We start from the raw sequence: 21148 nt of genomic DNA, 5'->3' as shown, positions 1-21148 counted from the left end.
CGACCAAGGGTAAATCGTAAATCTTATTTTTGAAAAAAAATCACCCGAAGTGCTCAAACTTTTCGATTTATCATTGCGGCTCAACGGCTTTCCATTGGGTAAGGCCAAAACGGAATTGGAAAAAACCATGAAGCTTTCTGAGAAAGGATATGCCTTTTTTCTAGAGTCGAAAAAGCATGAGATTTTTGATTTTCACCTCAACAACAATCCTTATTACAAAAACCTCATCGGCGATAAAAAAATTGAGCGTTGGGAAGACATTCCGGTGATGAAAAAAATCCATTTCCAGCAACCTTTGCCGCAGCGGCTTTCCAAGGGTTACAACAAGCGGAATGTATACATCAACAAGACTTCGGGTTCTAGTGGCGATCCGTTTGTTTTTGCCAAAGACAAATTTTGCCACGCGCTGATTTGGGCCAATATCATGCGGCGTTTTAAATGGTATAGCATCGATTTCAATCATTCATTGCAAGCCCGTTTTTACGGTATGCCGTTGGATTTTATCGCTAATAAAAAGCTGCGGATAAAGGATTTTTTGAGCCGACGTTACCGCTTCAATATCTTTGATTTTTCAGACCAAGCCATGGGTCGGATGCTGCAAAAATTCCAAAACACAAAGTTTGATTACATTAACGGCTACACCAATTCAATCGTCTTGTTAGCGAAATTTCTTAAGAAAAAACAACTCTTCCTTTCTGATATTTGTCCGAGCTTGAAAGTTTGTATCGTGACTTCAGAAATGCTTTTTGATGAGGATAAGCAGCTGCTGCGTGAACGATTCAACATTCCGATTATCAATGAATATGGCAGCGCAGAACTTGATATCATTGCCTTAGAAAGCCCTGACGGTGTGTGGCGCGTGAATTCAGAAACCTTGTTTGTTGAAATATTAGACGATAACGACCAAGTGTTACCTTACGGGCATGAAGGCCGCATTGTAGTGACTTCACTCTATAATAAGGCGCATCCGATGATTCGTTACGAAGTGGGCGATATTGGCATCCTCGACGAAAAAAGCACTTTACAACATCCGATTCTAAAGCAACTCATCGGACGTACTAATGATGTGGCAGTGCTTCCCAGCGGAAAGAAATCGCCGGGCATGACTTTTTATTCAATCACAAAAAAGCTATTTGACGATCAAGGCAACGTTAAGGAATTTGTGATTCTGCAAACCCAAACCGATACATTTCAGATTGATTACGTAAGCGACAAAGAGTTGTCTGAAACCGAAATCCAACAGATTAAAAAAGTGCTTGACCAATTTTTAGAATCTGGGCTGAAGTATCATTTTAATCGAAAAACTGCTATTGACCGAGGCAAAAGTGGCAAACTCAAACAGTTCCGCTCGTTGGTTCCAGCTTCTTGATATAAAACGGCTTTACCCCAAGCTGCATGACCAGAAAGCCCAACATACAGCACAAAGAAACAAAGGTGTTGTAGCCGTAGAATAAGTGATAAACATTATAATTGTGCTTGAGCAAATCAAGCTTTGAAGCCGAAATGGAATCTTTGCGAACGCGATAATAGGCCAAGCTTTCCTTGAGTGGTTGCGCCGTCTTTATCTTGCGAAGCACCGTGAGCCATACCATCCAATCTTGCCGTTTGCGCAAATTCGAAATCGGGATTTTACCAAAGAACTGCGTGTCGTATATTCCGGTCAGATTGCCTACAAAGTTGCAGAAGAACAGTTGCCAGTATTTTAATTTACTCGGCGCTTTGATCATTCTCTGAATGGGTTTCCCGGTTTCATCAATACATTCATAAAATGAAAAAGTAAATGGCAATTGCTGTTCTTGGAGAAAATCGATTTGCTTTTGCAGTTTCTCAGGCTTCCATAAATCATCTGAATCCAGAAAAGCAATATAGCGGCCCGAAGCCATCAAAACCGCCTCTTGCCGCGCTACGCCGGCACCCGAATTCTTCTGGAGTTGATAAAATTTGATACGGTGGTCATGGGCAGAAAAGTCAGAAACAATGGCTGGTGTTTTATCGGTTGAGCAATCGTCAACGATAATCATTTCCCAGTTTGGGTAGGTTTGGGCTTGAACTGAAAGGATTGTATCGGCTATAAATTTTCCGGAATTGTAACTCGGAGTAATGATTGAAACCAAGCCTGCCATTTTAGTAAGCTTTCTCTTCGCCGCGTACGGCATTGTAGAATGTCATGAAGATAATCTTGATGTCGAGCAAGATAGACCAGTTCTCGATGTAAAAAATATCAAATTTTACGCGATTAATAATGTCTTTATCTGTTTCAACTTCACCACGATAACCATTAGTTTGGGCCAAACCAGTAATTCCTGGCTTTATAAAATGGCGAACCATGAATTTGTCAACTTTTCGAGCATACATTTCTGTATGACTGACCATGTGAGGCCTAGGCCCGACGACCGACATATCGCCCAAAAGCACGTTGAAGAATTGCGGTAATTCATCTATGCTGGTTTTTCGAATGAATTTACCGACTTGAGTGATTCTGGGATCATTCTTGGAAACTTGCTCGAGATCGGCAATTTCGTTCAAATTCATGGACCGGAATTTAAAACAATAGAATTCGCGGTAGTTCAAACCGTTTCTTCTTTGCTTAAAAAATACCGGGCCGCGAGATTCAAGTTTAATCAATAGGGCAAGTAGCGGCGTGAGCCAAGAAAGCAAGCCAAAGATAATCATCACAGAAAAGCAGATGTCGAAAACCCGCTTGATAACTTGGTTAATAGGATCGTCTAGCGGAATGTCTCGCAAAGACAAAATTGGAATGTAACCGTAGTAATCCAGTTTGAGATTTCTGGAGAAAAGCTCGTTGTTGTCTGGAATGAATTTTAAAATCTTCAGGTTGTTGTCGGCAAAGTCAATGAAATGGTCTATTTGGGTGTTGGACAAACAACCTAGGGAACAATATATTTCATCGATTTTTTCCTTGATAACGAAATCGAAACTTTCTTGAATTTTTGCCTTTTTATCACCTTCCAGATGGAACACTTTGGTGAGATTGTATCCGTAATCTGGGTTGTCATTAAAAAAAGCTTCGAGCTGTTTGACTTCTTTACTGTTCCCGACAATGATTACATTTCTGAAGTTTCCTCCATAGAATACACGGAATTTTCTCAAGAAAAAGTAAATCGACAGCTTAAAAACCAACACCGCAAGTAGCGAGGCTGCCGTATAAGTGAGAATGGCCTGCGAGTCAGTGTCTTTGACATAAAACCCTGAAAACGCATAACAAACAATTGTAAATAACACAAATTGCTTGATGGTTTTATTCAGAATCGAAACGACTTTAGTAAACCTGTAAACCTCATAGAACTGAACGTTTAGTGCTATGATAATCCAAGATAAAGACGTGAAAATGACAAAATACCATGAATAGAGCTCCGTGGGTACGAACCAATAAGAAAATAGGTTGATGATAATCAGGTCTAGCAAATACGTAAAAGGCCTAATATAACCTGAGTATCTTCCCGTTTTGTTCCTCATGAACTATTTGATGTAATTAGAAAAATCCTTGTGCTCTTCTTTGAGTAGTTCTTCTGAAGAAAGTGATTTAAAATAATCGTAGGTAATCTTCATGCCTTCGGCTCTGGATACTTTGGCTTCCCAGCCGAGAATTTCTCTAGCTTTAGTAGTATCGGGCTGTCTTTGCAAAGGATCGTTCATCGGCAAAGGATGATAGACCACTTTTTGATTCGTGCCGGTGAGTTTGATAATTTCCTCCGCAAAATCCTTGATGGTAATTTCGTCGGGATTGCCAATGTTTACCGGATAAACGTAATCTGAATGTAATAATCGGAAAATGCCTTCTACTTGATCATCTACATAACAGAAAGAACGAGTTTGTGAACCATCTCCGAAAATAGTCAAATCTTCACCGCGTAACGCTTGACCGATAAAAGCCGGAATCACACGACCGTCATTGAGCCTCATTCTTGGGCCGTAGGTGTTGAAGATCCTAACAATACGGGTTTCTACTCCGTGAAAAGTATGGTAAGCCATTGTAATTGACTCCTGGAAACGCTTGGCTTCGTCATATACTCCGCGTGGCCCGATGGTATTTACATTGCCGTAGTAATCTTCAGTTTGTGGGTGTATCAACGGATCTCCATAGACTTCAGAGGTTGAAGCGATGAGTATTCTAGCTTTTTTGACGCGTGCCAAACCTAACAAATTGTGAGTTCCCAGAGAACCTACCTTGAGCGTTTGTATCGGTATTTTTAAATAGTCAATCGGACTGGCCGGAGAAGCAAAATGCAGAATGTAATCCAGTTGGCCGGGAACGTGAACAAACTTGGTCACATCGTGATGGTAAAATTCGAAATGCTCATGTTTGAACAAATGTTCGATATTTTTCAAATCTCCGGTGATGAGATTGTCCATGCCGATGACAAAATATCCTTCTGCTATAAAACGGTCGCACAAATGGGAACCAAGGAAGCCGGCTGCTCCGGTGATGAGTATTCTTTTCATGTAGACTTTATTGCTTCTTTTTCGCTGGAAACGGAATTAAACAAACAATAGAGAATGATAAAGAATACAATGCCTCTTTGTCTGCAAAAAAACGATTCGGACAAAAATAGCATTATCATCGTGATTGCAAAAGCAATATGAAGAAAATCTTTGTGGGCCAGGGCGTTTTTAAGATTTAAGAGCAACATTCCAATCAAGATCAAAAAACCAGCAATACCCAACTCTGCAAAAGTCTGAATATACTGATTGTGAAAATTATATTCTTTGTAAATGTCGTCTAGATTGTGTTGCTCTGCTTTCTCTCTGATATAGGGTTGCGAAGCTTCTAGACCAAACCCTTTCCAGAATATTTCTTGTTCTTGGAGCAGGTCGACAAAAATTCGCAATTGGTATATTCTAAGGGCGGTTCCAGGAAAAAAACTGTTCTTATGGAAATCCTCCTTGTTCCAGGCTTCGTTGATACTGACATTATAAACATTCTGCTGGTCTTTGGTCAACTCGTTGTTTAAGGTATTGTCGATGAACGCGGTTTCATATTCTATTAAAAACCTTTCCCGGACTTCCTTGACGAAAAAAACGGAAAGAAATAAAAATAGGGTAACCGAAACGATTGTTAGGGTCTTGGTTCCAGAAGGAATTTTGACAAAAAAGGCATAGTAACAGATTACGATGATAAAATCAATAGTAATGATGCTTTTGGATGAGAGTAAGAATATCAGTAGGCACAAAATTCCCACACAAACTTGCTCTATATTACTCTTGGAAGAAATTTGAATAAAATAAAAAAAAGCTAGCGAAGCAAATACAGACATGTAGATGGCGCCCGGGTCGTATGGCACCAACTCATTGTGAAAAAACACCTCCGTGTTGCACGTGTCAAAATAACGCTTAGAAGCATCAATTAAGAAGATGATGGCAAAAAAAACCATTCCGTAACTAAAAAACTTGATGATCGACTTCGCTTTTTTGCCGTTTATCTCTGGCACGAAAAAGAAGGCAACCGGCACAAACAACATAGAAAGCTGTTTTTGTAGTCCCGAGAGCGAATCATTGTAGCTCGTTGACCATAGAAGCGAAAGCGCCAGAAGTACAAAATACCCAATGGGCCACCACAATGATTTAGTAAATTGGGCCTTTTTTATATTGAGTAAACTCAGTGCAATAAATAAAATGGTTGCAATGCTCGTGTATATATTCTTTAACGGCAGTGTGATCAGAACAACAGCTAACAGATAGTGAAGAATATCGGTTGTGAAATATTTAACTTTAGCAAAGTAAAAGTATGTCATTATGGGGTCGAAAGATAAATTTGATGTAATTTTCGGTGCCTGTTTTCCTTAATAACGCCACATTTTAAAAAGCATTATGAAGACCTTAACATTTTTTCTAACATTTACCCGAATATTTCAGGTAGGTGGTCTCCAACTTTTTAATGTTTTTTAAGATGTCATAGTTTTGTGTGAACTCTTTATAAGCGTTTTTAGAAAATCGGGACAACAGATTTTCATCGGTTAAAAGTTGGATAACTTTTTCAGCAAACTTCTTCTTGTCATCGCTTTCAATTACATACCCGTTGTATCCGTCCTTAATGAGGTCCCGATTGCCATCGCAGTCTGTTACCACAGCAGCTTTAGAGAGTGCCAGGCTTTCAATGACTGAATAAGGAAGTCCTTCATAACGGGCCGTGGAAAGGTACAGCTTGGATTGGCGAATAATGTGAAACACATCATTGCGAGAAGTCCAGTCCAGTAAGGTAACTTTATCTGTAAGGTTCAGTGCCACTATTTTTTCCTTGACCGAATCCAGCTGATCTGAATGATTACCAACGCCCATTACCACCAAGTGCGTGTCGACCATTTGGAGGACTTTTGACAAAATCTCCAACATCAGTTCAATATTCTTCTGATAAGATGGCCTTCCTACGGTACAGATATAGTTATCGGGCCAGGTCTGTTCGATTTGGCGTGGGGCAAGTTCGTTGATCGGTTCGATACTGTTTTCAAAAACAATCGTATTCTCAGGTTGGTATCCCGCCACGTTGATTCCCTGCTGTTTTTCAGAGTTCGATGTTGCCAAAAGGATGCTGTTCTTATTTGCGAGCAACCTTTCAATCCACACAAAAAAACTTCTTTTGATTTTATTCTCAGAACTTAAAAACGAAAAAGCATTGGGCGTGTATAGCACCTTCACGCCAAATATAGCCCCGACCACTTTACCGATCACGCCGCCCTTGGCACTGTGGGCATGAATGAGGTCAGGACGTTCTTTCTTCAGATATCGATAAGTATTCAGGGTGGCTTTGATATCTTCTAAAACTGAGATGTTCCGAGTAATGGAGGTGGTATATTCTTTTATAGCGTTTCCTTCAGCGTCGGTGAACGGGACTTGGGTGTCACGATTGCCATGAACCACGATATTTTCAAATTGGGTACAATCTATGTTTTCAGTAATTAATCTTAAATAAACATCAACACCTCCAACCGAATGAATTACGTGCGCAATTTTAATTCTATTCATTTTCCCTTTTTCATATACAAGGCCGTAAATATACTAAAAAGATAACATCCGAATTGTCGGTAAAGTACATTTTCTAAAAAGAAGAAAAGCACAAAAGCGACAAATAACGCCGTTGCGAAAAAATCCTTTTTTACTTGTATGAAAAAATGCAGGATAAACGCCGTGAAGAGCAATAGGGCTGTCGCTCCTCCAATAAGGTAAAAATCGATGAATTGGTTGTGCGAATTGAAATTCTCCTCAAGGAAATATCCTCTTTTAGAACTGTCTTGGATTGTCTGCGAATAACATTGGTGATAATTCCAGGCGATGGACTGATAACTTCCCCAGCCAAGTATGTTGTTAAACTCGGGTACCTGGGACATGTTCATGGCGCAATTCCAAATCACTACCCTCGGTTCGTAGGCCGCCGCTACTTCTATTGATTTTTCAAGGTTTTCTTCGATAAAGAAACGTTTGGAGATGTTCTGGTTCACCAATAGCAATCCGCCGAATGTAAAAACCAACAGTAATAAAGCCCCGATTTTATTGTACTTGCCTACCTTATAATAAAAAACAAAGAACACTGCCGCCATCAAAAATACCGTCACCAAAGACAAGCGGGCCGAAATCAAAATAATGAACAGCAGCATCAAACCTGCATTAGTTCGAATCCACCACCTATACTTTCTCAGGGTAATGGAAAAATCAATAGAGAGAAAAAAACCGAAAACGGCTGTAATTCCGGCGTACGGGCGCTCTAAAACTAGTAACATATTAGCCTCAGCAGTATTGCCAAAAGGCAAGGTATGGCTGTGCAGATAATATTTTGCCATCATTATAAATGAAGCGTAAACAGACAACGAGAATGTGACCAAAACCGCAAATTTGAATCGATTCAGGTCTTTGACATTTTGTAGTAACAGCAAGAGCCAAACAACCAGAAGGTAGCCCGAGTAGATTCTTTGGTCCGCGACAAAAGTTCCTAAAAAAAGAGCTTTGACAAAAAGATAAAGAAAAAGAAGCAACAAAAATACTAGTGGCAAGATGCGGACAGAAGATTTTTGGGTAAAGACGTCTTTCAAAAAAAGTAACGAAACCGGAATTAAAATAATGTTAGGAACGCCCTTGAAAAAAGGCAGGCAAAGCAGCAAAAGATAGAGCAGATAATCGAATACGTTTTTCTTAAGGCCGATCATTATCGCTTGAATTTTTTAATAAAGAAAATAACTTTGTAAGGTACATAAAGAAGGATATAATTCCTCAGCAATCCGTAGATTGGGTAAAAACCAAAATAAAAGTGCTTCCTGATGACTGCGATACGACTCCTGACCTGTATCTTTCTTTTGGAAATAGAAATCCCGCTGTCATTAATCTCAATTTGCGAAAGGTATTGCCCAATATTGGCAGCCTGGTGTTTTTGAACGATCTCAAAAAAGAATGCGTAATCTTCAGCCCATTTGTAGCGCGTCGGATAAAAACCCACTGTTTGCAGCACCTCTGCTGAAAACATGACCGTAGGATGAATCAACATCGAATTGAAGTACATTTTATTAGCGATTTCCGTAGCCGTCTCGGGCATACAGATGTGATAGAGGAACTTACCCTCGGTGTCCGCGGCGGTGACATTGGTTCCAACAATCTTGACTTCAGGGTGCTGCTCGAGAAATTCTTGTTGGAGTCGGAATCGGTTACCCAAACAGATATCACCACAATCTAAACGCGCAATCCATTGATAACCTCTGCTTTGGATGATTTCTAGTCCTCGGTTAAGCGCGTATTCAATGCCTTTATTCTGTGGAAGGTACTCATAGCTGATTTCGCCCTGACCTCGAAAAGCCGCGTTGAGTAGCGCTTCATCTATGCGGTTTTGGCGGCTTCCATCATCTACCACAAGGATGTCTATGGCTTGGTCCACACCGATAGACTTCAAGGAGTTCAACAATCCGGTAGGGTTATTATAATGAGGTATTAACAGTACTGTCGTGTTCATCCTTTTTGCTGAGATATGAAAATCTGATTAAAATTGCCAGGCTAAGCCATAGCCCGTAAATTCTGAAAGTGTCAATCTGGAGCCAGTTCACAAAGAGGCCAATCAATGAGATATATACTGTTATCGCCAGAACATGTTCGGCACCCTCCGTGTTTCTGATCCGTTTTCGGGCTCCGGAAATGCTCACATAAGCTAGGCTTAGGAACAATACAATTCCTATAATACCTGTTTCGGCCAGCAAGCGTGTGTAAATATTATAAGCAGGCGGAAAAGCCTTTTCGTTTTTGTTCCTGTACCAGACTTTGAATTCGTAATTATTGCTTGTGGCCCAATAAGGATACTCGTACCTAGCATAGTAGGTTTGCTGCCCAAACCCGACCCCGACCAACGGATGCTCCTTGAAAACCTGAATTGCCGCGTATTGCATTCCCAACCTAGACTTGTTGGAAATGTTTGTTTTGATATTTCCGAAAAAGTCTAAACTCTCTATTTTCTGGCCCACCGCCTTGATTACTTTCGGACCATTAAAAACCAATAGCACTGCTGAAAACAGCAACAACTTGAACATCACTGTGCGGATGCTGTCCTTGAATTTAGGTTCTCTAAAAAGTATCGCGCCAAAAACAATCAGTTGTAGGAAAACAATTATCAATCCTGTTCTGGAACCCGAAAAAAAAGTAAGGGCCAAAACCAACAGTAACGGGGTGTATTTACTAAAAACGGTTTTTTCGGTGAGTACATAACTGAACATCCAGCCGGCTATTGTAATGAGGTAGATTGCAAAAAAAGGCGGCTCATAAGAAATCGAAGAAATCCTGCCTTCTGCATGAAGGGAAACTTCCAAAAAAGGAAAATAATCAAACATTTTTAGCACTGGATAAAGTGCGCCAATCCCAAAGAAAGAAACACCGGTTTCCAAAAACCCATACACTGAGGCCACAATAAGCGAGTAAAAGAATGTTTTCCTAATCCTTAGCAGAATTTCCTTTAAGGAGAGTTCGATGAACACATTCCAATAGAAAATAAAAAAAAGGACACTAGAGACCAACAGCGCAATATATTGTCTGAGAAAACGGTTGACTCCACTTGTATGCTTGAAATAACTATCGGCAACAGCCGGTGCATTGAGTAAAGTCGTGATGAAACACCAGAGCAAGAAAAGCGCCATCAGCACGACAATCCGGTTTTTGTAGGGAAGACTAATCTTGTTTGTTTTCAGTGCCGAACAGAGCAATAGCAGGAATCCGGCAAAAAGGAACAGTGCCCCTGCTTCGGTTTTAAATTCACCTAATGTCGCAATTCCTATATACTCGTTGAACGGAAAGAAAAACAATCCTAAAAAGAATAGCGATATGTATGTTTTTTTTAACAAATCTTCTTTTTTAAATGATGCTTATCTTTAATGGTTCGCTCGAATTTGCCTGAATAAAATCACCCTGAAAATAAAACATCTGAAAACCCAGACAATTAGCACTGCGAATATCAGTTGGTTGACGGTCTTAATCAAAAAAAAACTTATTGCTGACACAGTGGTCAAAAATAGTAAAAAATTTAGATTGACCATTTTAAGGGTTTTGGGGCTCGCAAGGGCCTCGAACATAGCAGCAATCGCGGCATAATACAGTCGGGTAATGCCGATAAGCAATAAAAGCGCTATGGATATGAGATGATTGTGGAATGCGAAATTCAAAAACCCCATCTGATCGACTATCGCTGTTATGATTATCAAGACAAGGGCAAAAACAAAGCCGAATGAAAAAATCTTAAAGATAAGCCGGTCAAAAATTTTCCGGTCACAGGATTCTTTGAACTGAACGATTTGCTTGAAACCGATATAATTCTGAAAAATGGAAAACGGGGCCAGGAAGAAATTGCTTAGATAATAATAGTTTCCAAATTCTTCAATTCCGAAAAGTTCGCTGAAAACAAAACGGTCGCCAAACGATAAGAATGAAAAAATCAGTATCGAAAGGAAAAATTGCAAAAAATAAACCTTGATTTCCTTTTTAGAAAACTCTTGGTTATAAACAAACCCAATCCGTCGGCGTAATAGGTACCAGGATGCCACAAACCCAATGATAACAGTAACCAAAACCGTTTCAATGAACGGAAACTGAAATTTCGAGGCAAAAAAGATTCCCGCAGCAAGAAAAAGAGCCACTTTCCAGAAATTCACAATAAGTTGAGCCAGAAAAAAATCAGAATTCAAGCGAAATATAGTAAAAATTAACATTAGGTTGGTCATGCTAAAGGTAGCTAAAAATAGCAATAGGAAATTAATCTTAATCTCGGGATAAAGCGCGTTGAAGACGACTGTGCCGAGCACCGAAGAAAGTAACGAGGCCTGAATGGCAGTGCGGATTTGATACTGCTGTGTGGTTATTTTATTAATCTCAATCACTCGTGATAATCGGATAAAAACCTGCTCAAATCCAAAAAGACCAAAGATATACATCAGCGACAGATAAGTAATTACCAAAGAGAATTGTCCAAACTCAATCGGGGAAAGGGCAATCTTAAGGATGATGTTGGTCAGAAAAAAACCTCCTGCTCCGGCCATAATAACAAAAAGAGAGGAATGATTGACCAGTTTTTTTAGAAGCATCTTGTTTTTAAAAGAATTTGACCCAAAATCAAGGCGTTTACCCGCCTATTACTTGCGCAAATATAGTTATAATCTTTGTCCGAGGATTTTTTCGAGTTCTTTATAAATGATTTCTTTGGTGTTAAAAAAAGGATCATACTGGTCCTCGATAGCCGATAGGGTAGCTGTCGCTGTGGCGCTATTGTAACCGATATATTGATTGGGGCTGAAATACCTGCCAAAATCATCTTGTCCGATGTGAAATGTCCGGCCTTGAAAACGCAAATCTACACCGTATATAACAATGGGCGACTGGTTTTTATTAGAGCTGATGTCCAACCTTAAATCATTAGGATAAACCTCCGCTGGCAAGGTAAAGACGATGCTCTGCGGTGCCGGGCTACCCTTTACTTTTGCCAGCACGGTATGCGCATCATCGAAATAAGCAATCGATGCGTCTTTATAGAATAACAACAACTGGTCGTTTTGTGTGATGCGCAGATTCAAAAGAACTTCGAAACAATTATTGTTTTTGATGCTTTCTGATTCGAATATCCTAGACTCTTTACAAGATAGCAAAAAAAAGAGTGCCAGCGTAGTGGTAATGATTTTCATTTTCAAATATACTTTGGAGACTCTAGCTTGAATAAAGCCTGCCTTTTTAACAGTTGCAATAAAACAAAAAAAAGGTTGCAAACCAAGTCTTTCCTTCGTTCCCGATTAGATTCTGGATCACTACTCTTAACGTTCTGGATATTTGGTTGAAAAATGGGTTCCAGTGCAGCTGTAATGAGGAACCGCATACCACATAAGCCTCAATTTATATTGAACAGCCTGCCTTAAGATTCCCTTAATTACTGCATTTTAAAGAGAATATGGGTTTTCTATCGATAAAACATTAACGTTTTATTTACATTTCCATAATTTCACCGCGTTATTAATCAACACATTAAAAAAGAATGAAAAAAATTACCCCGTTTTTTATCACCTTGCTTTTGTTGTTCTTGTCCCAAACTATTACAAGCCAGAGCATTGTTATTAATGAAGTGGTCGCTTCGAATTCGACTATCAATCAAGATGAGGATGGATCTTATCAAGATTGGATTGAGATCATGAATACTGGTGGCACCGCCGTGAACCTGACCGATTTTGGTTTAAGCGATGATCCTGCATTGCCTTTCAAATGGACGTTTCCTAACGTGTCAATTGCCGCTGGTGGCTATATGCTGATTTGGTGCTCAGACAAAGACCGCGCGGTTGCCGGTGATCCTTTGCACACTAATTTTAAATTGAGTTCTGCTGGTGAGACGCTTACCATTACCAATGCTTCAGGTGTTGCGCTAAGCACAGTAACCACTCCGGCGATGTTACAAAATATTTCTTATGGCCGTATTCCCAACGGAACAGGTTCATTTATGTTTTTCAACCTAGTGACTCCAGCTGCAGCCAATGGCAGTATAGCTTATTCTGAAGCTTTAGCCCCACCGGTTTTTTCTCAAGCCTCCGGAATGTTCAATACTGGTTTTAATTTAACCTTATCTACTGATGTTCCTGGCGCAACCATTTTATATACCTTAGATGGTTCAGAGCCTTCAGCTAGTAATTTAGGCGGGAGCACTTACACCTATAGAAATCAGTATCGCGAAACCAATGCCTCACAAGCGCAAGGGGCGAATCTGATTAATACCTTCCGCACCTTACAATACAGTACTCCGATTGTGGTGGCAGATCGCACCTCGCAGCCGAATAAAATTTCAGCTATTTCTACCACTTTTTCTTTCAACCCGACTTATCTTCCTTCAACACCAATATTTAAAGGAACTGTAGTTCGTGCCAAAGTCATCAAACCAGGCGCGCTCGATAGTAGCATTGAAACCAAAACCTATTATATTTCTCCACAAGGTGCCAATCGTTTTCATATTCCGGTGCTTTCTTTGAGTATTGATGAAAATAAACTTTTTAGTTACAATGACGGTATTGCTGTTGCTGGGGTAGATTTTGAAACTTGGAGAACCGCCAACCCAAACACAGATCCAACTTACGAAGAAGATAACGCCAATTATTACCGTAGAGGCCGTGACAACGAAAGAATGGCCAATATGACTTATTTAGTGGATGGTGCCGAGGTGCTCAACCAAAACATCGGGATTCGCATCCATGGCGGGATTTCAAGATCTACCAGAAGTAAATCGTACAACTTGTATTCACGCGCCGAATACGGTGACGAGAAAATGGATTACAATTTTTTCTCGAATCTAACGGAAAACAACTTTACCAATCTGGTCTTGAGAAATTCTGGCGGAGACTTTGTCAATACCATGTTCCGTGACGCTTTATGCCATAACATTGTTCGCCCTTTGAATTGCCTGACTGAATCCTACCAACCGACCATTACTTTTATCAATGGGGAATACAACGGAATTTTGAACCTTCGCGAAAAATACGACGACAAGTTTTTCTCTAGGGCTTTAAACATTAGTGACACTGAGTTGGATTATTTAGTAGACCAAGGTGTAGCCGATGACGGTCAAGCAGAATACGGTGATGATGTACATTACCAAGCGATGCTTTCTTATCTGAACACTAACAGCATGGCTACTGCTGCCAATTACAATTATATCAAAACTCAAATGGACACTGAGAGTTTCAGCGATTACTATATCAGCAACATTTACTTGCAGAATATCGACTGGCCCGGAACCAACATTGAATACTGGAGAAAAAGAACTTCTGCCTATGTTCCCAATGCACCTTACGGGCACGACGGAAGATGGCGTTGGGCTTTCCACGATTTAGATGATACCTTCGCGGTTCCGACCGATGATATTAGTTATAATACCTTAGAATTGGCTACGGATCCTAATGGCCCGGACTACCCAAATCCAGCTTGGTCTACCTTTATCTTGCGTAAACTTTTGGTGAGCCCGACTTACAAAAACGACTTCATCAACCGTTTCGCCGATTTGATGAATACCACTTTCCTTCCATCGAGAGTCGTCGGATTAATCGACAGCATGAAGTCGGTAATTGAGCCTGAAATGCCAGAGCATATTGCCCGTTGGAAAATGCCTGCCGAGATGGACAACTGGGAATTTTATTTAAATCAGGAGCGTGACTTCGCCAATCAAAGACCAACATTCCAAAGAGACCACATCCGTGCAAAATTTGGTATTACCTCAAACATCAATGCCAATCTAAACGTTTCTGATGCTGCTCACGGCTATATCAAAATCAACACGATCGACATCAAAGAAGGTACTCCGGGTATCGAATCGAATCCTTATCCTTGGACTGGTGTTTACTTCTCGAACATTCCGGTAACATTAAAAGCCATCGCCAATCCGGGTTATGTTTTCAGTCACTGGACCGGAATTTCTTCCAGCACCAATGCCGAGATTACGGTGAATTCTGGTTCGAGCTTCAATGCTACGGCAGTGTTTATTCCTGAAACCACGCCTTCGAGCCAACCAATTTACTTCTGGATGATGGATTCCAACATTGCCAACAACCAGCCTCTAGAAACCTTATATACTACTTATGCGGCAAGAGGTTATAATGGCTACATTCAATACCAATCTTGTTTGGTGGGTTATCCATTTGTACCTACCGATGTGGCCCACTGGAGAAAAGCATCCATGGAAAGAAGGAACAGTCCAACAGATTTAAACTATATTCCATTGGCCAACAATAATCTGCCTTTTGCCACCAGCGACATGAAAGGTTTACAAATCAAAGAACCGTTAGCCAGTGGTAGTTTGGGCAATACGATGATTTTTAATTTTTCAACGGATCGCCAAACCAACATCAAATTCTCTTTTGCCGCCATTAACGAATTGACAAATGCTACCGGAATTCTTGTAGATTATTCTGTAAATGCTGGAGCTCCGGTATGGATTACAACCGGATTAGCTTCGACGACCTTGCCACTGACCAATGCTTATCAGTTATACAATATTGATTTTTCATCCATTGCTGCGGTGAATGACAACCATAATTTCAAAGTTCGTTTAAGATTTACCGGCGGTGACTTGACAGTAGATAATGGCAACCGAGTAACATTCAACAATATTGCGGTACACGGAACCTATGATGCTTTGGGTGTAGAACAAAACAGCTCTTTACAATATACTGTTTATCCGAACCCGGCTTCAGATTTGATTAACATTGTCGGAATCAATTCTGCCGACATTGCCCAATACAAACTGTTTACTATTGATGGTAAACTCATCAAGAATGGTTCAGTAAATAATTCGCAAATTGATTTGTCTGAACTTTCTAAAGGTTTGTATTTATTGCAAATTGAATCAGACGGCAAATTCGCTACACAAAAAATCAGCAAGAAATAAACCCGCTGATATACTTAGTAAAGAGGTAGTTGTATCATACTGTGCAGCTACCTTTTTTATTTAGATAAACTCATTTCATCGGTTTTTTTAGTAGTGTAACGAAACATTGATTAACGTTTTCTTAAGATTGGCTTAATTTGCCTGTAGAAGTCTATCTTATGAAAAAAATTACATTCTCGTTATTTGCCTGTATGCTCCTCGGTTTGACAAGCCCGAACCTGCAAGCCCAAAATTTGGTCATCAATGAAGTTCTCGCTTCCAATACTGTTTCGATTCAAGACGAAGACAGTTCGCGTCAGGATTGGATTGAAATATTCAACGCCGGAACCACCACGGTCAATTTGTTGGGTTACGGATTATCCGACGATGCGAATATCTTATTCAAATGGACTTTCCCAAATACCAACCTCGCCGCCGGACAATATTTAATTGTTTGGGCTTCAGATAAAAACCGCTCAGTAGCCGGAAACCCGTTGCATACCAATTTTAAAATTAGCGCCTCAGGTGAAAGTCTTTACTTGACCAATCCTTCGGCAGTAACTATTAGTAATGTCAACATACCCAGTTTACAAGCTGATATTTCTTACGGAAAATTTCCCAACGGCAGCGGCCCTTATGTTTTCTTCGGAGCACCAACTCCCGGTTCGGCGAATGCCTCCTCAGGTTATGCTGAAGTTTTAAATCCGCCGGTTTTCTCACAGAACTCTGGTTTTATGACCAGCGGATTCAATTTAACGATTTCCTCACCCGATCCAGGAACCACTATTATTTATACCCTTGACGGTTCAGAACCGGATGAAAACAATTTAAGTGGTACCACTTACAATTACAAAAACCAATACCCGAAACTTCCTGGTCAGCCTTTCGGAACTTTTCTTTATAATAGTTTCCAAACCTTAGCCTATTCTGGCCCGATTGCGATCACAGACCGATCAGCTCAGCCGAATAAAATTGCCAACATCTCTACCACTTATGATTTCTCACCTCCTTATTTTCCGAACGGCCCCATCTACAAAGGAAATGTAATCCGTGCCAAAGTCATTAAACCAGGGGCTTTATCAAGTAAAGTTATTACCCGGAATTACTTTGTAACACCCGAAGGGCCAAGTAAATTCTCTTTGCCGGTGATTTCGCTTAGTGTTAATGAAAATCAGCTCTACGATTACGAAGACGGCATTGCTGTGGCCGGAATCGACTATGACAACTGGAGAATTGCCAACCCTACTGAAATTCCTGATCGCGAAAACGGAAATTTCGAGCGCTCTGGTATCGCTAATGAGCGCCGGGCCAATATGCAATATTTTGTGGGAGGTCAGGAAAAAATCAACCAAGATGTGGGCATTCGCATTCGCGGTGCTTACTCGAGAGTTTATCCAAGCAAGTCCTGGAATATTGCTGCACGTTCAGATTTTGGCGACGACAACCTTTCCTTCAAGTTTTTCAGCGATGAACCTTACACCAGTTACGAACGGGTTAGTGCCAAAAGTGGTGGTAGCGATTTTTACAACACCATGTTTCGCGACGCGCTGAACCACCAACTCGTGAAAGACCTGCGCATGGAAACCGAATCTTTTCAACCTATGGTGACTTTCATGAATGGAGAGTATTGGGGTCTTTTGAACCTGCGCGAGAAATACGACAACAATTATTTCAAACAGGTTTATAATATTGACGATGTAGATTTGCTTGAAAACCAAGGAGCCATTCAAGAAGGTGATGCTGAAGATTACGAAGACATGTATGATTATATCGCCTCGCACAACTTCAGCAACGATTCAAACTACACCTACATCCAAACTCGAATGGATACCGAGAACTTCATTGATTACTTTGTTACGAACATTTATGCGCAGAACGACGATTGGCCCGGAAACAATATCATTTATTGGAGAAAACGCACCAATGGTTTTGTACCAGATGCGCCCTATGGACATGACGGTAGATGGCGCTGGGCAATCCATGATATGGACAGTACCCTTGATGTTCCTGACTACAATTCTCTAAACGATGCTACTTCAACTGTAGATGTTGGCCCAAATCCGGAATGGTCTACCCTGATTTTGAGAAAATTGCTGGCGAATCAGACTTTCAAAAATGATTTCATCAACCGGTTTGCAGATTTGCTCAACACGAATTTCTTACCATCTAGAGCAATTGCACGATTGGATGAGATTGCAGCGATCATCGCACCGGAAATGCAAGACCAATATTTCCGCTGGAAAGCTCCTGCTGATGATGGTGATTGGAATTACCATTTGGATCAAGAGCGGATATTCTTCAACCAAAGGCCTGGTTACCAAAGAACACACATCCGTAACAAATTCGGGATTTCTTCCAATGTCAACGCGACATTAAACGTTTCGAATTACAACCACGGTTATGTAAAAATCAGCACCATTAACATCGCCGACGGTACACCGGGAATTACCGGAAACCCATATCCTTGGACTGGTATTTATTTCAACGGAATTCCGCTTAAAGTGAAAGCCATTGCTCGAGAAGGTTATCTGTTCAGCCACTGGAGCGGTGCTTCAAACAGTACTGACTCAGAAATCACGATTACCCCAACAGGAAACTTTTCACTCACGGCTAATTTTATTGCAGATCCGAATTTTAATTTAGTGGTGCCTACATACTTCTGGATGATGGATGGCAATATCGTTAATGGTGCACAACTCACCAGTTTAAACTCTACCTTCGAACTTGCGACAGATGGCGTGATTCAGTTTCAGTCTTGTCATCCGGGTTATCCGACCACCAACGGCGGAAAATCATCCATGGAAAGAAGAAACTTGCCTACGCCTATCAATTACAGACAAAGCATCAACGGCAACCTTCCTTATGCTTCAGCAGATATGAGAGGCCTGCAAATCAAACAGCCATTCCGCAATGGCAGTGCAGAAAACACCATGGTATTTCGTTTTTCGACCGCCGGTTATGAGAAAATTAAATTCTCATTTGCTGCTGTGGATGAAGGAGCTGCAAGTGGGTTAGTGGTAGATTATGCCGTAAATGCCGGAACTCCTGTATGGATTAACAGCGGATTGGCCGCCACTTCTTTACCGCTGACTTCAAGTTATCAATTGTTTCAAATTGACTTTACTGGTATCACTTCGGTAAACAACAATCCAAATTTTAAAATCAGATTGCGATTCACCGGCCCAGATATGACTGCCGATGCCGGAAAACGTGTCACCTTCAATAACATTGCTGTAGATGCCGTAAAAATGCCTTTGGCTTACAATTCACCAAATGTGTTTACAGTAGGTACAAGCATTAGCAACTTGGTGCCGTCTACCTCACAAACCATGACCGCTTATAGCGTAGCTCCGGACTTACCTGCCGGTTTATCGCTGAATCCAACTACCGGAGTCATTTCCGGAACGCCATCCGTAGCAGCTACCGAGAATACATATATTGTTACAGCAACGTATGCCAGTGGAACTGTAACTTTCAATTTGAAAATTACCGTGAATGACATTGCTCCAAGTAATTTGAGCTACAATACGCCGAATATCTTTAACAAAAACACCGGTATCTCTAGCTTGGAACCCACTTCGTCTGGCGGAGTAGTGACACTCTACAGCATCAATCCTGCCTTGCCGAGTGGCTTAGATTTCAACTCAGCCTCTGGAATCATTTCAGGGATTCCAACAGTAACTTCTCCAACAACCATATACACCATTACCGCTTCAAATTCGGGCGGTTCAACCACTTTTGATTTGTCGATTACGGTGAACGATGCGGCGCCAAGCAACTTGAGCTACAATACACCGAATGTCTTTACCCGAGGCAGCTCAATCACCGCTTTGAATGCTTCTTTTTCAGGTGGAACTCCAACGGCATTCAGTATCAGTCCTGCATTGCCAAGTGGTTTAAATTTCAATTCTACAACCGGAAGAATTTCTGGAACGCCTTCTGTCATTTCTCCAACAACCATATACACTGTTACCGCTTCAAATTCGGGCGGTTCAACCACTTTTGATTTGTCGATTACGGTGAACGATGCGGCGCCAAGCAACTTGAGCTACAATACGCCTAATGTCTTTACCAAAGAAATTTCTATTACTCCTTTGATTGCTAACGTTTCGGGTGGTGCGGTTACTGCTTTTAGTATCAACCCGGCTTTACCTAGCGGTTTGATTTTCAATACCACTACCGGAAGAATTTCTGGAACGCCTTCTGTCATTTCTCCAACAACCATATACACCGTTACCGCTTCAAATTCGGGCGGTTCAACCACTTTCAATCTGTCGATTACTATCAATGATGCGGCGCCAAGCAACTTGAGCTACAATACGCCGAATATTTTTACCCGAGGAGTGGTTATCAATCACCTTCATGCTTCGGTTTCTGGTGGTGCGGTTACTGCTTTTAGCATTGCGCCAGCTTTACCTAGCGGTTTGAATTTGAGTACATCCACTGGAAGAATTTCTGGAAGACCAACAGTTGTTTCTCCGACAACGATTTACACGGTCACGGCTTCAAACACCGGTGGTTCAACTACTTTTAATTTGTCGATTACCGTCAACGATATCGCACCAAACAATTTGAGCTACAACACTCCAAATGTCTTTACTAAAGGAATTGCAATTGCGCCAATAAATCCTTCGGTTTCTGGTGGTGCAGTTACAGCCTATAGTATCAATCCGGCTTTACCTGACGGGCTTTTGTTCGATACCACAACTGGTGCCATTTCTGGAACACCAACTTCGGTTTCAGCTTTGACGGTTTATACCGTGACGGCTTTTAATTCAGGCGGAAGTGCTTCGTTTGATTTATCGATTACTGTGAACGATGTTGCGCCGTTTGGTTTGACTTACAACGCTTCAAATATGTTCTCAGTTGGAACAACGATTTCCAGTTTAATGCCGACAGTTTCTGGTGGTGCAGTTACAGCTTATAGCATCAATCCGGCTTTGCCTGACGGACTTCTTTTCGATACCGCAACCGGTGCCATTTCTGGAACACCAACTTCGGTTTCGGCTTTGACAGTTTATACCGTGACGGCTTTTAATTCAGGCGGAAGTGCTTCGTTTGATTTATCGATTACTGTGAACGATGTTGCGCCAAACAATTTGAGCTATAACACTCCAAATGTCTTTACCAAAGGAATTGCAATTGCGCCAATAAATCCTTCGGTTTCTGGTGGTGCAGTTACAGCTTATAGCATCAATCCGGCTTTGCCTGACGGACTTCTTTTCGATACCGCAACCGGTGCCATTTCTGGAACACCAACTTCGGTTTCGGCTTTGACAGTTTATACCG

General features: G+C 41.0%; 13 protein-coding genes. 3 read left to right on the top strand and 10 right to left on the bottom strand.

Annotation, left to right across the window (positions count from 1 at the left end):
• Positions 1-49 precede the first annotated feature (49 nt).
• The gene (locus G4D82_RS11220; RefSeq protein ID WP_166337381.1) at positions 50-1369 is read left to right on the top strand and encodes a phenylacetate--CoA ligase family protein; all 1320 of its coding nucleotides are present in this window, start codon (positions 50-52) and stop codon (positions 1367-1369) included.
• On the opposite strand, the gene G4D82_RS11215 is transcribed toward G4D82_RS11220, so the two are convergent.
• The 10 genes from G4D82_RS11215 to G4D82_RS11170 form a co-directional block, all read right to left on the bottom strand.
• Positions 1335-2123: a glycosyltransferase family 2 protein gene (locus tag G4D82_RS11215; protein ID WP_166337380.1), complete on the bottom strand. Its 789-nt coding sequence runs from the start codon at positions 2121-2123 to the stop codon at positions 1335-1337. The genes G4D82_RS11220 and G4D82_RS11215 overlap by 35 nt on opposite strands.
• 1 nt (position 2124) lies before the next feature.
• Positions 2125-3477 (bottom strand): undecaprenyl-phosphate glucose phosphotransferase, encoded by a 1353-nt coding sequence (locus G4D82_RS11210; RefSeq protein WP_166337379.1) that lies wholly within the window; start codon positions 3475-3477, stop codon positions 2125-2127.
• Positions 3478-3480: 3 nt separating this feature from the next.
• On the bottom strand, positions 3481-4464 hold the full coding sequence (locus tag G4D82_RS11205) for a UDP-glucuronic acid decarboxylase family protein (protein ID WP_166337378.1): 984 nt from the start codon (positions 4462-4464) through the stop codon (positions 3481-3483).
• A complete protein-coding gene (locus G4D82_RS11200) occupies positions 4461-5480 on the bottom strand; it encodes an O-antigen ligase family protein (protein ID WP_166337377.1) in 1020 nt (339 codons plus the stop codon). The genes G4D82_RS11205 and G4D82_RS11200 overlap by 4 nt, the downstream gene beginning before the upstream one ends.
• A 370-nt stretch (positions 5481-5850) precedes the next feature.
• Entirely contained in the window at positions 5851-6981 is a 1131-nt protein-coding gene (locus G4D82_RS11195) for a glycosyltransferase (RefSeq protein ID WP_166337376.1), read from the bottom strand.
• Entirely contained in the window at positions 6978-8156 is a 1179-nt protein-coding gene (locus G4D82_RS11190; protein ID WP_166337375.1) for an O-antigen ligase family protein, read from the bottom strand. The genes G4D82_RS11195 and G4D82_RS11190 overlap by 4 nt, the downstream gene beginning before the upstream one ends.
• Positions 8156-8950: a glycosyltransferase gene (locus G4D82_RS11185; RefSeq protein WP_166337374.1), complete on the bottom strand. Its 795-nt coding sequence runs from the start codon at positions 8948-8950 to the stop codon at positions 8156-8158. Before G4D82_RS11185 ends, G4D82_RS11190 begins: the two co-directional genes overlap by 1 nt.
• Positions 8916-10322, bottom strand: a complete 1407-nt coding sequence (locus G4D82_RS11180) for an O-antigen ligase family protein (RefSeq protein WP_166337373.1) — start codon at positions 10320-10322, stop codon at positions 8916-8918. Before G4D82_RS11180 ends, G4D82_RS11185 begins: the two co-directional genes overlap by 35 nt.
• Positions 10323-10349: 27 nt before the next feature.
• Positions 10350-11555, bottom strand: a complete 1206-nt coding sequence (locus G4D82_RS11175; RefSeq protein WP_166337372.1) for an MATE family efflux transporter — start codon at positions 11553-11555, stop codon at positions 10350-10352.
• Between the two features lie 66 nt (positions 11556-11621).
• Positions 11622-12149, bottom strand: a complete 528-nt coding sequence (locus G4D82_RS11170; RefSeq protein WP_166337371.1) for a hypothetical protein — start codon at positions 12147-12149, stop codon at positions 11622-11624.
• Between the two features lie 344 nt (positions 12150-12493).
• Between G4D82_RS11170 and G4D82_RS11165 the strand changes: the two genes are divergently transcribed.
• Both G4D82_RS11165 and G4D82_RS11160 read left to right on the top strand, forming a co-directional pair.
• Positions 12494-15880 carry a CotH kinase family protein gene (locus G4D82_RS11165; RefSeq protein ID WP_166337370.1) on the top strand — a complete coding sequence of 1129 codons (3387 nt, stop codon included), beginning with the start codon at positions 12494-12496 and terminating at the stop codon, positions 15878-15880.
• A gap of 158 nt (positions 15881-16038) precedes the next feature.
• A partial coding sequence (locus G4D82_RS11160) for a putative Ig domain-containing protein (protein WP_207788164.1) occupies positions 16039-21148 on the top strand: 5110 nt, incomplete at its 3' end.

This window comes from Flavobacterium lotistagni, assembly GCF_011392125.1.
Lineage (GTDB): Bacteria > Bacteroidota > Bacteroidia > Flavobacteriales > Flavobacteriaceae > Flavobacterium > Flavobacterium lotistagni.
This window is presented reverse-complemented; position numbering and strand designations above follow the sequence as displayed.

Coding starts and splice junctions, on each gene's coding strand:
- G4D82_RS11215 (WP_166337380.1), bottom strand. CDS start 2,123: ATGGCAGGCTTGGTTTCAATCATTACTCCGAGTTACAATTCCGGAAAA.
- G4D82_RS11210 (WP_166337379.1), bottom strand. CDS start 3,477: ATGAGGAACAAAACGGGAAGATACTCAGGTTATATTAGGCCTTTTACG.
- G4D82_RS11205 (WP_166337378.1), bottom strand. CDS start 4,464: ATGAAAAGAATACTCATCACCGGAGCAGCCGGCTTCCTTGGTTCCCAT.
- G4D82_RS11200 (WP_166337377.1), bottom strand. CDS start 5,480: ATGTTGTTTGTGCCGGTTGCCTTCTTTTTCGTGCCAGAGATAAACGGC.
- G4D82_RS11195 (WP_166337376.1), bottom strand. CDS start 6,981: ATGAATAGAATTAAAATTGCGCACGTAATTCATTCGGTTGGAGGTGTT.
- G4D82_RS11190 (WP_166337375.1), bottom strand. CDS start 8,156: ATGATCGGCCTTAAGAAAAACGTATTCGATTATCTGCTCTATCTTTTG.
- G4D82_RS11185 (WP_166337374.1), bottom strand. CDS start 8,950: ATGAACACGACAGTACTGTTAATACCTCATTATAATAACCCTACCGGA.
- G4D82_RS11175 (WP_166337372.1), bottom strand. CDS start 11,555: ATGCTTCTAAAAAAACTGGTCAATCATTCCTCTCTTTTTGTTATTATG.
- G4D82_RS11170 (WP_166337371.1), bottom strand. CDS start 12,149: ATGAAAATCATTACCACTACGCTGGCACTCTTTTTTTTGCTATCTTGT.
- G4D82_RS11165 (WP_166337370.1), top strand. CDS start 12,494: ATGAAAAAAATTACCCCGTTTTTTATCACCTTGCTTTTGTTGTTCTTG.